Source organism: Rhizobium centroccidentale (assembly GCF_030182565.1).
GTDB lineage: Bacteria > Pseudomonadota > Alphaproteobacteria > Rhizobiales > Rhizobiaceae > Rhizobium.
In genome coordinates this window covers 305338-317478 of sequence record NZ_JAQJCG010000003.1, presented here as the reverse complement: position 1 = coordinate 317478, position 12141 = coordinate 305338, and the positions used below count along the sequence as shown (strand labels likewise).

The 12141-nt window shown below is 60.7% G+C and carries 13 protein-coding genes; 4 read left to right on the top strand and 9 right to left on the bottom strand.

The window, feature by feature from the left end; genetic code table 11:
• Positions 1-40: 40 nt before the first annotated feature.
• From PH562_RS05370 to murA, 6 genes are all read right to left on the bottom strand, one after another.
• Positions 41-1561 carry an ABC transporter substrate-binding protein gene (locus PH562_RS05370; RefSeq protein ID WP_285171912.1) on the bottom strand — a complete coding sequence of 507 codons (1521 nt, stop codon included), beginning with the start codon at positions 1559-1561 and terminating at the stop codon, positions 41-43.
• A gap of 57 nt (positions 1562-1618) precedes the next feature.
• The gene (murQ, locus tag PH562_RS05365) at positions 1619-2542 is read right to left on the bottom strand and encodes an N-acetylmuramic acid 6-phosphate etherase (RefSeq protein ID WP_285171911.1); all 924 of its coding nucleotides are present in this window, start codon (positions 2540-2542) and stop codon (positions 1619-1621) included.
• Between the two features lie 395 nt (positions 2543-2937).
• Entirely contained in the window at positions 2938-3387 is a 450-nt protein-coding gene (locus tag PH562_RS05360; RefSeq protein ID WP_285171910.1) for a type II toxin-antitoxin system VapC family toxin, read from the bottom strand.
• Positions 3384-3635, bottom strand: a complete 252-nt coding sequence (locus PH562_RS05355) for a type II toxin-antitoxin system Phd/YefM family antitoxin (protein WP_113231037.1) — start codon at positions 3633-3635, stop codon at positions 3384-3386. Before PH562_RS05355 ends, PH562_RS05360 begins: the two co-directional genes overlap by 4 nt.
• Positions 3636-3731: 96 nt before the next feature.
• Positions 3732-4631, bottom strand: a complete 900-nt coding sequence (locus PH562_RS05350; RefSeq protein ID WP_285171909.1) for a glucosamine kinase nucleotide-binding domain-containing protein — start codon at positions 4629-4631, stop codon at positions 3732-3734.
• Positions 4628-5884, bottom strand: coding sequence for a UDP-N-acetylglucosamine 1-carboxyvinyltransferase (murA, locus tag PH562_RS05345; RefSeq protein WP_285171908.1), 1257 nt, complete (start codon positions 5882-5884; stop codon positions 4628-4630). The genes PH562_RS05350 and murA overlap by 4 nt, the downstream gene beginning before the upstream one ends.
• A 226-nt stretch (positions 5885-6110) precedes the next feature.
• Here murA and PH562_RS05340 point away from each other — a divergent pair, with 226 nt between their 5' ends.
• The 4 genes from PH562_RS05340 to PH562_RS05325 all read left to right on the top strand — a co-directional run bounded on the left by PH562_RS05340 (position 6111) and on the right by PH562_RS05325 (position 8646).
• On the top strand, positions 6111-6971 hold the full coding sequence (locus PH562_RS05340) for a MurR/RpiR family transcriptional regulator (protein ID WP_285171907.1): 861 nt from the start codon (positions 6111-6113) through the stop codon (positions 6969-6971).
• A gap of 101 nt (positions 6972-7072) precedes the next feature.
• Positions 7073-7849, top strand: coding sequence for an SDR family oxidoreductase (locus tag PH562_RS05335; protein ID WP_285171906.1), 777 nt, complete (start codon positions 7073-7075; stop codon positions 7847-7849).
• A gap of 120 nt (positions 7850-7969) precedes the next feature.
• Positions 7970-8242, top strand: coding sequence for a type II toxin-antitoxin system VapB family antitoxin (locus PH562_RS05330; RefSeq protein ID WP_113231033.1), 273 nt, complete (start codon positions 7970-7972; stop codon positions 8240-8242).
• Positions 8239-8646: a type II toxin-antitoxin system VapC family toxin gene (locus PH562_RS05325; RefSeq protein ID WP_285171905.1), complete on the top strand. Its 408-nt coding sequence runs from the start codon at positions 8239-8241 to the stop codon at positions 8644-8646. The genes PH562_RS05330 and PH562_RS05325 overlap by 4 nt, the downstream gene beginning before the upstream one ends.
• A gap of 73 nt (positions 8647-8719) precedes the next feature.
• Here the strand turns inward: PH562_RS05325 and nadC are convergent, their stop codons facing one another.
• The 3 genes from nadC to nadA are packed head-to-tail and all read right to left on the bottom strand — an operon-like array spanning position 8720 to position 12088.
• Positions 8720-9577 (bottom strand): carboxylating nicotinate-nucleotide diphosphorylase, encoded by an 858-nt coding sequence (nadC, locus tag PH562_RS05320; RefSeq protein ID WP_285171904.1) that lies wholly within the window; start codon positions 9575-9577, stop codon positions 8720-8722.
• A 1-nt stretch (position 9578) separates the two neighbouring features.
• On the bottom strand, positions 9579-11120 hold the full coding sequence (locus PH562_RS05315) for an L-aspartate oxidase (RefSeq protein ID WP_285171903.1): 1542 nt from the start codon (positions 11118-11120) through the stop codon (positions 9579-9581).
• Positions 11117-12088 carry a quinolinate synthase NadA gene (gene nadA / locus PH562_RS05310; protein ID WP_285171902.1) on the bottom strand — a complete coding sequence of 324 codons (972 nt, stop codon included), beginning with the start codon at positions 12086-12088 and terminating at the stop codon, positions 11117-11119. Before nadA ends, PH562_RS05315 begins: the two co-directional genes overlap by 4 nt.
• Positions 12089-12141: the final 53 nt, after the last annotated feature.

The following is a 12141-nucleotide window of genomic DNA, read 5'->3' as shown; positions in this document are numbered from 1 at the left end:
ACATAGATTGAAAGGGAAATGCTCTAGGTCCCGATCAGCGTTACTTGATCGTGACTTTGCTCAGACCGAACAGCGAACCGGTCGGCGTCGGCACGAAGCCCTCGACGTTCTTTTGCTCGGCCGTGTAGCCATAAGCCGTATAGAGCCAGATCCAGGGCGAGACTTCGGCAAGGTGCTTTTCGAACTCGGCAAAGATTTCCTTGCGCTTGGCCGGATCGGTTTCGGCGCGGCCCTTCTGCATCAGGCTGTCGAGCGTGTCGTCGATATAATTGGCGACCTTCTGCAGGTTGCCCGTCTTGGTCCAGTAACGATTGTACATCGAATAGGGGTCGGCACTACCGCCGTTCAGCGCAACGGCCATGTCGAAATTGCCCTTGAGCCAGGTGTCGACATAGACGTTCAGTTCCATCACCTTGATATCGAGCTTAATGCCGATTTCTGCGAGTTGCGACTGGATGACCTGCGCTTCGGCCGTGGCGGTCGGCGGCTCGCCAGTTGCGGCGATCACGGTAGCATAGAAGCCGTTGGCAAAGCCGGCATCGGCCATCAGCTTCTTCGCCTTGGCGACATCGCGCGTATAGCAAAAGAGCTTGCTGGGATCCGTCGCATAGAGCGGCATCGTCAGCGGCCCCGTCACCTTGCCTTCGCCAAGGGCCGCCGTATCCATCACGTCCTTGCGGTCGATAGCACAGGAAATCGCCTGGCGCACGGCCAGCTGATCCATGGGCTTACGCGATGGATTGAGCTGCAGAACGTTGTAGGAGAGCACCGGCGTGCGGGTGAGCTGCAGCTTCGGTTCCTTCGGCACCAGCGTTGCCACCAGCGGATCGTTCAACAGCGCGAAGTCGATCTGGCCCGTGCGCAGCGAGGCAAGGATCGCCGTTTCATCCGGCAACACGCTGATATTGATGCCATCGACGCCGGTGGCACCGCCGGCCCAATCCTTGTTGGCGCTCAGGATTTCCTTGGAATTCGGAACCCAGCTGTCGAGCTTGAAGGGGCCGGAGCCGATCGCCTTCGTGCCGATAGTGCCGGCGGTGATCTCGCTTGCCGGAACGATCGCCGCGTTGAGGCTCGTCATGGCCGTCAGAAGGGGAACGTCGGGCTGCGACAGATTGAAGACAACGGTATTGGCATCGGGCGTGTCGATGCTTGCAATCGACAGGAAGTTGGCCCGAGCGACCGCGCCGGTCGCCTGGTCGAGAATGCGCTGGAAGGAGGCCTTGACGTCGGCCGAGGTGACAGCTGCGCCGTTCTGGAATTTGGCCTTGGCATTGAGCTTAAAGGTCAGCTGCTTGCCGTCGGAGGAGAACTGCCAGCTCTCGGCCACGCCGGGCGCGATTTGCAGATTACTGTCGAGGCGAACGAGCGGCTCATAGACCAGTTCCAGCAGGCGAATGGACGAGAAGGCCGTCTGCTTATGCGGATCGAGCCCGGTCGCGTCCTGCGACCATGCCATGCGCAACGTCGCTGCCTGCGCCGGAATCGCGACGGCCGCCAGACCAATCCCCAAGGCCAGCGCTACACCCGAAATCAGCGTCTTTGCAAAATTCCCTTTCACTTTCAATCCTCCAATTTTTTTTAAATGTCCCCGGCCGATTTTAGCCTATTGATTGTCTCAAGCTGTTCTGGCGTTGATGGCCTTGCGCAGGAATCCATCAGCGTTTTGCAATGCCACGCGGGCTTCTTCAATGCCCATCCCGGTAATTTCCATGAGAATGGCAAGCTTGACGTCGTTACCGGTGAGATCAAGCACGCGGCGTGCCTCCTGCTGAGTACAACCGGTCGCCTGCATGACGATGCGCGAGGCGCGCGCCACGAGCTTCTTGTTGCTGGCGCTGACATCGACCATCAGGTTTTGGTAGCTCTTGCCGATGCGGATCATGCTTGCCGTCGTCAGCATATTGAGAATGAGTTTTTGCGCCGTACCCGACTTCAGCCTAGTCGAGCCGGTCAGGATTTCCGGACCGACAACAGGTGAGATCGCCAGATCGGCAATGCCGGCGATCATTGAGTTCGGGTTACAGGAGAGCGCAACCGTAAAGGCACCGATGCTCTTGGCGTAATTCAGGCCACCGATCACATAAGGCGTGCGGCCGCTGACCGCGATACCGACGACAACATCATCCTTGCTCAGCTTGATTCCCTCCAGCGCCTGGCGGCCCTGCGTGGGATCGTCCTCCGCACCCTCGATCGAGCGCCGCAGCGCATCCGGACCGCCGGCAATAAGGCCGACGACCATGTCCGGCGGCACACTGAAAGTCGGCGGGCATTCGGATGCGTCGAGAACGCCGAGACGGCCGCTCGTGCCGGCACCCATATAGATCAGCCGCCCGCCCTTCTGGAAGGCGGCGACGATCTGATTGACGGCGGCGGCGATGGCCGGGATCACCTTCTCGACGGCGAGCGGCACCGTCTGATCCTCATAGTTCATTTCACGCAGGATATCGAAGGTCGGCAGCAGATCGATATGCATCGTATTCGGATTGCGCCCCTCGGAAACCAACTGCTCCAGTTCGGATATCAACTTCTGCTCTGTCATGGGCCTGCTCGCGAAATAACGCTTCGATATCAATAAGTCGCAGTGGTAAGTTCGATCACTTCAATATCGAACACCCCGCAGCAAAGTTCGGCTTTCAGTCAGACGGCCGATCAAAATCAGCCAAGGCTCAGGCGGCCTTTTTCGGCTTCGCTCCCTGCCCATTCCCTGTTTACCTTGGTTAACACTATGTCTGATTATTCCTTTCGTCAATCTAAAAAGGAATAAAATATTCCACTCCTGCCGCGCAACTTCACCAACGCGATTATGCGACGGCAGCGCACGGCAGGAAGTGTGATTTGCCGACCACGCCTGCTAGCGCTGCGGGCCCAGATCGGTCAGCTTAATCGTAGAGATGGCATCATCGTGCTGATTGCTATTCAATATGGAAATAGCGATCATTCCGATCTGAAGATCGCCGGAAGATCAGCCGATACGTCGAGCGGTTGGAAATGCCGCAAGTTCTCGGTGATGACGGTCAGGTCATAAGCCCGTGCCGTCGCTGCAATGATAATGTCGCCGAGGCCGGGATTGTGGCCCTTGCTCAGGGCGTCGTCTTCCAGAGCGCCGGCAATGCGCGCAACGACCGTGTCCATGGGTAGGATACGGTCACTAAAACTGTCGGTGATGAAATCGAGCCAGTCAGAAAGGCGCTTGGCTCGCTCAGTTCCGCCACGACGATGAAGGGAGCGTATTCCCTTTTCGATCTCCGAGACTGACATTGCCGATAGAAAGAGCGCATCGGCTTCGCCCTGACTGTGGAACCAGATCCGGATGGCATCGGACGGCGACACCTTATCCGGCGCAAACCTGCTGATAATATTCGTATCGAGCAGGTACCCCGTCACAGATCAACGTCCCTCATTTTTGAGGAGTTTCGATCCGGATCGACACCACCGGGAAAGGTGAGCAGGAAATCCCCGAAATTCGGCCTTGGTTTCTCCAAAGCCTTCTTTGCGGCCTCAGCTGCTTCGACGGACACAAGCACGGCAGCGGGCTTCCCGTGGCGCGTGATGGTGACAAAATCACCGTTGGCGGCTTCATCGACCAGATTGGCAAAGCCTGCCTTTGCCTCGGCTACGCTGATTGTCGACATCAAGCCCTCAATCTAAAATGACCATATGTAGTCAAAATAGGGGTTGCCGTTGATGGAATCAAGAGGAAAGGAAAAGACGTTTATTGCATCCCGTGGTCATTCGGTTCGAGAACCGCAAATAGTCCGTCTTGCCAGAATGATCGCACCGGATACGGCGTCACCGTCGACGGGTTTCAAGCGACGGCGCACATCGGGCGAGAGCCACGGCTCAAGCGGACTTGCAAGACCGCCGAGCAGGCAGACGCGCGGCGCACCTTTCTCGAACAAGGTGCGCACCAGCGTATCGATATGGCCGGCCGCACTTTGCACGATCCGCCGTGCGGCAGCATCTCCCTGATCGGCATGGCGTAGGACCATGGGTGCAAGAGCGGCATAGTCCGTGGCCGAAGCCCGGTCCATCCAGGCGACCGCCTCCATCGGATCATTCTGGAAGCGCTGCATGATTTCGGCCAGCAATGCGGTCTTCTGTTCTCGACCGTCATGGGCACGCAGCGCAAGCTGAACTGCCTTCAGCCCGAGATAGGCGCCACTGCCTTCATCCGAAATCGGAAAACCGTAGCCGCCGACCCGCAATTGCCGTCCTTCGACGAGACCGAGGCCGATCGAACCCGTCCCCGCGATGACGATCGCACCATCGCGACCGGAATGGGCGCCGAGGCAGGCGCCCTCCCCATCGCTGATGAAATCGATACTGGCAAATGGGTGTTTTATCGCCTTCAACGCATCAAGCGCACCCTTGCGGCCGATGCCCGCCAGCCCGACGCCGACGTGGATGCGCCCGATATCGTCGGCACTCAACCGGGCTTCTTCTATTGCTGCGTCAAAGGCACGCGAAATCGACGCCCATGCTTCGGCGATCCCGAGCCTAGTCGTTGCCGGGCCGGACAATCCCTGCCCTAAAATCGTGCCTTCAGCATCCTCGATGCGGGCCCGGCAGCCAGTACCGCCGCCATCGATGCCGAGGAAATAAGGAGCGTTTTCCGATACGGCGGTCATGACGTCAGCCGTTCGATATCGGCGCCGCAGAGACGCAGCTTGCGGTCCAACTGCTCATAGCCACGGTCGAGATGATAGACGCGGTTGACGATGGTTTCGCCCTTGGACACGAGGGCGGCGAGAACCAGCGACACCGACGCCCTGAGATCCGTCGCCATCACCTGCGCGCCCTTGAGCGGCGCTCCGCCACGCACCAGTGCCGTCGTGCCCTGCAGGGTGATGTTGGCGCCCAGGCGCGTCAGCTCCGGCACATGCATGAAGCGGTTTTCGAATACCGTCTCACGGATCAGCGACGCGCCTTCAGCGCAGCAGGCGAGCGCCATGAACTGCGCCTGTAAATCCGTCGGGAAGCCCGGATAGGGTTCGGTGGTAATATCGGCTCCCTTGAGCGGGCCGTTCCTAGAGACGACCAGTCCGCGATCGCTCGGCCAGACGCTGACGCCCATGGCCTCAAGCGCCTGGACGACCGAAGCCAGATTTTCCAGCCGTGCATGGATAAGCTCGAGCTGACCGCCGGTGATCGCCGCCGCGACGGCATAGGTGCCGGCTTCTATGCGGTCAGGGATGCCGTGATGCTTGGCCGGACGCCAGTCGGTGTCACCATCGACGAGGATACGATGGGTCCCCGCCCCTTCGATCCGCGCACCCATCGCACTGAGGCAGGCAGCCAGATCGGCCACCTCCGGCTCGCGTGCCGCATTCAGGATCTCGGTTTCGCCCTTGGCCGCGCAGGCGGCCATCATGGCCGTTTCGGTCGCACCTACGGATGGCGAACTCAGCACGATCCGCGCCCCCTTCAGCCCATTCGATGCTGAAGCGACGATCAGACCACTTTCGATCGCGATATCGGCGCCCAGAGTGGCCAGGGCCTTGATGTGCATATCGACGGGCCGGGCGCCGATGGCACAGCCACCAGGAAGGGAAACACGCGCATGGCCGAAGCGCGCAAGCAGCGGCGCCAGCACCAGCACGGTCGCCCGCATGCGCCGGACCGTATCGTACGACGTCTCTTTAGAGACGATCTCGCTCGCATCGATCGTCGTGCCATGCGGCCCGCGTGCGATCTTGGCGCCGTGCAGCGCAATAACGCCGAGCATGTTCTCGACATCGCTGACAGCGGGCAGGTTTGTGAGCTCCAGCGGATGCGGGCTCAAGAGCGCCGCTGCGATCTGCGGCAAGGCGGCATTCTTGGCGCCGGCGATGGTCACCGCGCCCTGCAACCTTTTGCCGCCGGAGATGCGAAGTCTGTCCATGATGAAAATCCGTCGAGGAAAAGGTGAGGACGCCACTTGTCCTTCACGCCCTTCCTCCAAAGACTAATCGGCCATTCCAGAGTGTCAACCAGATTTGGAATTTTTTATTCCAACTTGCTGTGATAATGTCCGATCGCACGAAGCGAGATTGCCGAGCTAGAACCGGATGCTATTTTCGGTGCGCTCGTGTCGGGCGTAAAGCAGCCTTGATGGCTCGAAGGGACAAATGTCGATCTTAAGGAAAATCAGCGCGCAGCTCGAAACCATGGCCCCCGCCGATCGCCAGATCGGCCAGTTCATCATCGACAATCCCGACCAGATGCTGCGCCTTTCTTCCGCCGCGCTTGCTGTCGAAACGGGCCGCAGCCAGTCGAGCGTCGTGAAATTCAGCCAGAAGCTCGGCTATGCCGGCTATCAAGAGCTGAAGCTCGCCGTCAGCGAGGCGAAAGCGCAGGAATGGCAGGCGCCGGCCGGCATGATCCACGGCACTATCGAAGTGGGCGACGGCTATCTCACGATCCTGCAGAAGCTGCTCGGCAGCAAGATGCAGGCCATGCAGCAGACGATCTCAGTCAACAACGAAGCCGATATCGAAAAAGCGCTCGAGGCGCTTCATGATGCTCGGCGCATCCATCTGGCAGGCGTCGGCGCCTCATCGCTGGTCGCGCGCGACTTTTCCTACAAGCTGATGAAGCTCGGCCGCAACGTGCTGCACGACAGCGACAGCCATGTGCAGATGGCCAATGCATCGACGCTTGGGCCTGACGACCTGCTCTTTGCACTGTCCTATTCCGGCGCCAGCATCGAGACGCTGCGGATCGCCGAGCTGGCAAGCCAGCGCCAGGCGACGGTCATTGCCGTCACCGGACTGCAAGACAACCCGCTTGCCCGCGTCGCCGATATCTGCCTCCATACCGTCGGCGACGAGGATCGCGTCCGCTCCTCGGCGATCACCGCCCGCGATGCACAGCTGATGCTGACCGACCTGCTGTTCATTCTCCTGGTGCAGCGTCAGCCCGATGCCAATGATTATGTCCATAACAGCGAGACGGCCGTTTCCGTGCTGAAGGCCAAGCGTCTTTCATAAGATCGTGATCCGGTAATCAAGCTGTGACGACCGCGACCCTGTACGGTGGTGATTTCGAGACGTAGCTTGGCAATCCAAGCAAATCATTCCGGAGACACTCCATGGACCTTGGCCTCAAGGATAAAGTCGTTCTGATCACGGGCGGCTCGAAGGGCATAGGCTATGCCTGTGCTGAACTTTTCCTGCAGGAAGGCGCACGCATTGCGATCTGTTCGCGCTCGCAAGCTAATATCGATGCCGCCCTCTCCAGACTTTCGGGTGCGCGTGGCTATGCCGCCGATCTGATCTCCGACGAGCAGGCACTTGCCGTGGTGAACAAGGTCGAGTCCGATGTCGGCCCGATCGATATCCTCGTCAACAGCGCGGGTGCCGCGGCCCGCACGCCGGCGGATGAGCTGACGCCTACCATCTGGCGGGCTGCGATGGATGCGAAATATTTTTCCTACATTAACGTGATCGATCCCGTCATCAAACGCATGGGTGCGCGCGGTACGGGTGCCGTCATCAATATCATCGGCAACGGTGGCAAGATCGCCTCCTCTGTCCATCTGGCCGGCGGATCAGCCAATGCCGCCCTGATGCTCGCAAGCGTCGGGCTCGCCAATGCCTATGCCGGCAAGGGCGTGCGTGTCGTCGGCCTCAATCCCGGCCTCACCGAGACGGATCGCGTTGCTGAAGGCCTGAAGGCGGCGGCGAAGATCTCAGGCTCGACCGAAGAGGAAGCGCTAGCCGATGCCCTTAAGCGCATCCCGATCGGCCGCATGGCCGATCCTGCCGACATCGCCAATGTCGTCGCTTTCCTGAGTTCGGCCAAAGCAAGCTACGTCACCGGCGTCGTGATCAGCATGGACGGCGCGCAGGTGCCGGTCGTGGTGTGAAAGCGGGGTAGTGGCTTGGTCGCATCAGAATGACCGGACTCAACTTGATCCGGACCCTTTTCCATTGAAGAAGCGATGCATACGTGGTATCTAGATCAATCATCTAGAAAGATAGCGACCATGGCGTTGAGCATCAAGACCGAAGAAGCAGATCGGCTGGCGCGGGAATTGTCCCGACTGACCGGCGAAACCATGACCGACGCCATTACCCAAGCCATGCGCGAGCGGCTTGAGCGGCTACGTGCCGAACAGGACGCGCAGGGCGACTATATTGCGCGCATGAAAGCTTTCGTTCGCGGGCGCGCCGACCGCTACGATCGGCGACCCGTCACGAAACAGGAATGGGATGAAGCGGTCGGCGACACAGCTGAAGAACTCGATTTCCGCCGATGATGATCGTTGATGCGTCTGCCATCATTGCGATCATGTTCGAGGAGGCGGAAGCTGCAGACTGCATGGTGGCCCTCCAGACGGACGCTCAGCGTCTCATATCGGCTGTGAATTACGTCGAGGCCGGAACAGTCATGGCGGGCAGGGTCACAGAGGGAGACCGGCGCGAAGCGATTGCCGATCTGGACGAGTTTTTAACCGAGTTCCGCATCGAGATTGCCTCGATAGACGAAAACCTCGCGCGTGCCGCAATGAAGGCGCGTGTGGAATACGGCTTTGGTACGCGAGGCGGCCTGAATTTCGGTGATTGCTTTGCCTATGCCCTTGCCAAACGACATTCAGCCCCTCTGCTCTATGTCGGAGATGATTTTGCGTTGACCGATGTGCAATCCGCATTGACGAAGTGAATGACCAACTGGAAGCTGGAGGGCCGGTAACCTCGCGTTCCCGGCCTTCCAAAATGCGGAACCTCGCCCTGCCTCAGACCGCCGCCTTCCAGTCCAGCCCGATATCGAGCGTCGGCGCGCTATGCGTCAGCCAGCCGACGGAGATGAGATCGACGCCGGAGGCGGCGATTGCGGCAGCCGTCGCCGGCGTGATGCGGCCGGAGGCTTCGGTGATCGAGCGTCCGCCGACGATGTCGACAGCGGCTCGCAGTTGATCCGGCGTCATGTTGTCGAGCAGCACGGCGTCGATACCTTCCTGCATCGCTTCGCGAAGCTGCGCCAGCGTATCCACCTCGACCTCGATCTTGACCATATGACCGACGCCGGCTTTGGCTCGGCGGATGGCTTCAGTGATGCCGCCGGCAATGGCGACGTGATTGTCCTTGATCAACACGGCGTCATAAAGCGCGAAGCGATGGTTCATGCCGCCGCCGGCGCGAACTGCGTATTTTTCCAGCGCCCTGAGGCCCGGCGTCGTCTTGCGCGTGCAGACGATCGATGCCTTCGTGCCGGCGATCGCCTCGACGATGCTGCCGGTCACGGAGGCAATACCGGAGAGATGGCCAAGGAAATTGAGCGCGGTACGCTCTGCTGTTAGCAGGCCGCGAGACGGTCCTTCGATCGTCGCGATGACATCGCCTGCTTCTACCTTCGTACCATCAGGCACGTGACGGGTCATGGCGATAGTCGGATCCACGAGCTGGAAGGCCAGCTCGGAAGCATCGAGGCCCGCGACCACGCCCGGCTGGCGGGTGACCATAGCAACGCGGGACCGATGTTCCGCCGGGATGACGGCCGTGGATGTGACATCGCCGGCAAGGCCGAGATCCTCGACCAGCGCATTGCGCACCAGCGGCTCGACGATCAGGCGCGGGAGGGGAGCAAGCGGCATATCAGGCACTCCTTGCCATCGAATAAGGGACGACGGACCGGGCGATATCCAGGGCGTCGGACAGGTGCATCATGCGGCGCTGCGCATGTTGCAGTTTCAGCGGAAAATCCGTGCGGGCATGGGCGCCGCGCGATTCCATCCGGAGACTTGCGAAGACGGCGATCAGCAAGGCCACCAGCGCAGGGTCAGTTGCCGTGCTTTCATTCTCGCAAAGCGGCAGGAGGGCGGCAATGGCGCCATGAATGGCGCCGGCATTGCGCAGCACGCCGAGATGGCGCGAGACGATCGGCCGGACGGCCGCCGGGTCTGGCACGAATGCCTCCGGGAAATGTTTCGGCAAGCTTGCAGGGCACCCATCGCTACTTGCAATATCGTGCGCTGCCCGCATGCCCATAACCGCAGCCTCGAGCAGAGAATTGCTGGCAAGACGGTTGGCGCCGTGCAGGCCGGTGGAAGCCGCCTCGCCTACCACCCATAGGCCGGGAACCGAACTGCGGCCGTTCTCGTCGGTGGCAACGCCGCCCATGTGGTAGTGAACGGCCGGACGCACCGGGATGAGATCGCTCGCCGGATCGACGCCTGCCTCGTTGCAAAGGGCTTCGATCACCGGAAAGCGGCTGCCAAAGCGATTGCCGAGCGCAGCTCGCGCATCGAGAAAAACCCGACCGCCGCGGGCAATTTGCGCGCTAATGGCGCGCGCGACCACATCGCGCGGCGCAAGCTCGGCACCCTCAACGCCTGCCATGAAGCGCTCGCCGCTTTCATTGACGAGGAGCGCGCCTTCGCCGCGGACGGCTTCGCTGACAAGCGCCAGCGGGCGCCTGCGGCTGTCGAGCGCCGTCGGATGGAATTGGACGAACTCCATATCGGCAAGCCGCGCGCCCGCCCTTGCCGCAAGCGCAATTCCCTGTCCGAAATTGCCGACCGGGTTGGTCGTGGCATCGAACAGCCCGCCGATCCCGCCCGTAGCGAGAACGATGCGCGATGACTGTAGAACGACACTGCCCTTGCCGGTGAGGCACAGAAGGCCGGCGACACGATCGCCATCCAGCAACAGTCGCTGCGTCTGATAACCCTCGAGCACCGTGATCGATGGGGTACGGGCAACCGCCTCGGCAAGCGCGCGGACGATGGCGGCCCCCGAACCGTCGCCCTTGGAATGCACGATACGCCGAAACGAATGTGCAGCTTCGAGGCCGAGGGACAATTCGCCGGCATCGTTGCGGTCGAACTCGACGCCGAAGCGCTCCAGCGCCGCGATGGCGGCAGGTGCTTCGGCGACAATCCTTGCCGCGACCTTTGCGTCGCAGAGCCCGTCACCGGCGGCAAGCGTATCTGCGAGATGCAGGGCGGCACTATCGCCCTTGCCGATGCTGGCGGCGATACCCCCCTGCGCCCAGGCGCTCGACGTTTCCGCGCCGATCAAAGCACGGGTGACGATCACGGTCTGCTCGGGCGCCAGTGTCAGCGCCGTCATCAATCCGGCAAGGCCGCTGCCGACAACGACGATGCGGCCGCCAAGTTCTTCGAGGATTTCGCTCATATCGCCAGCATCCTTTCAACCGCCCGACGGGCATCGGCCGCAATCGCCGGGTCGACCGTCACCTCATGCTGCCCCTCTTCCAGGGCCTTGCGGATATTGCCAAGCGTGATGCGCTTCATGTGCGGGCAGAGATTGCAGGGTCGGATGAACTCGACATCCGGATGATGCACGGCGACATTATCGCTCATCGAACATTCGGTCAGGAGAACGACGCGCGACGGGCGCTTCTTGCCGACATAGTCGGACATGACGGCAGTCGAGCCGGCAAAGTCCGCCGCCTCGACGACATCGGGCGGGCATTCCGGATGCGCAAGCACCGTCACGCCGGGATAATTCTCACGGAGTTGGCGTATATCGTCCGCGGTGAAGAGTTCGTGGACTTCGCAATGCCCATGCCAGGCGATGAGCTCGACATTGGTTTCGCGCGCGACATTGCGGGCCAGATATTCGTCCGGAAGCATCAGCACCTTCGGCACGCCGAGCGACTCCACCACTTGCCGCGCATTGCCCGAGGTGCAGCAGATGTCGGAGGCAGCCTTCACGGCCGCCGACGTATTGACGTAGGTGACGACCGGAACGCCGGGATGGGCCTGACGCAGCAGCGCGATGTCCTCCGGCGTGATCGATTCCGCGAGGGAGCATCCGGCTTCCATGTCGGGGATCAGAACCGTCTTTTCTGGGTTCAGCAACTTGGCGGTCTCCGCCATGAAATGCACGCCGGCCAGCACGATTATATTGGCATCGACCTCCACGGCCTTGCGGGCGAGCGCGAGGCTGTCGCCGACGATATCGGCAACGCCATGGAAGATTTCCGGCGTCTGATAGTTGTGCGCGAGAATGACGGCATTGTGCCGCCGTTTCAATTCGAGGATCGCCTCAACGTCATCTTGAAACGTCAGCCATTCGGCTTTCGGGATGACGCGGCTGACACGGTCGTAAAGAGAGGATGCGGATACGGGAAGATTCATGGCCGGCTCCTTATTATACTCATTTTGAGTATATCGTGAGCAAATAGATATTC

What these genes read in the sequence shown, in the direction of transcription:
- murQ (WP_285171911.1), bottom strand. Translation starts at nt 2,542, where the DNA reads ATGACAGAGCAGAAGTTGATATCCGAACTGGAGCAGTTGGTTTCCGAG.
- PH562_RS05330 (WP_113231033.1), top strand. Translation starts at nt 7,970, where the DNA reads ATGGCGTTGAGCATCAAGACCGAAGAAGCAGATCGGCTGGCGCGGGAA.
- murA (WP_285171908.1), bottom strand. Translation starts at nt 5,884, where the DNA reads ATGGACAGACTTCGCATCTCCGGCGGCAAAAGGTTGCAGGGCGCGGTG.
- nadC (WP_285171904.1), bottom strand. Translation starts at nt 9,577, where the DNA reads ATGCCGCTTGCTCCCCTCCCGCGCCTGATCGTCGAGCCGCTGGTGCGC.
- PH562_RS05315 (WP_285171903.1), bottom strand. Translation starts at nt 11,120, where the DNA reads ATGAGCGAAATCCTCGAAGAACTTGGCGGCCGCATCGTCGTTGTCGGC.
- PH562_RS05355 (WP_113231037.1), bottom strand. Translation starts at nt 3,635, where the DNA reads ATGTCGACAATCAGCGTAGCCGAGGCAAAGGCAGGCTTTGCCAATCTG.
- PH562_RS05325 (WP_285171905.1), top strand. Translation starts at nt 8,239, where the DNA reads ATGATGATCGTTGATGCGTCTGCCATCATTGCGATCATGTTCGAGGAG.
- PH562_RS05335 (WP_285171906.1), top strand. Translation starts at nt 7,073, where the DNA reads ATGGACCTTGGCCTCAAGGATAAAGTCGTTCTGATCACGGGCGGCTCG.
- PH562_RS05350 (WP_285171909.1), bottom strand. Translation starts at nt 4,631, where the DNA reads ATGACCGCCGTATCGGAAAACGCTCCTTATTTCCTCGGCATCGATGGC.
- nadA (WP_285171902.1), bottom strand. Translation starts at nt 12,088, where the DNA reads ATGAATCTTCCCGTATCCGCATCCTCTCTTTACGACCGTGTCAGCCGC.
- PH562_RS05340 (WP_285171907.1), top strand. Translation starts at nt 6,111, where the DNA reads ATGTCGATCTTAAGGAAAATCAGCGCGCAGCTCGAAACCATGGCCCCC.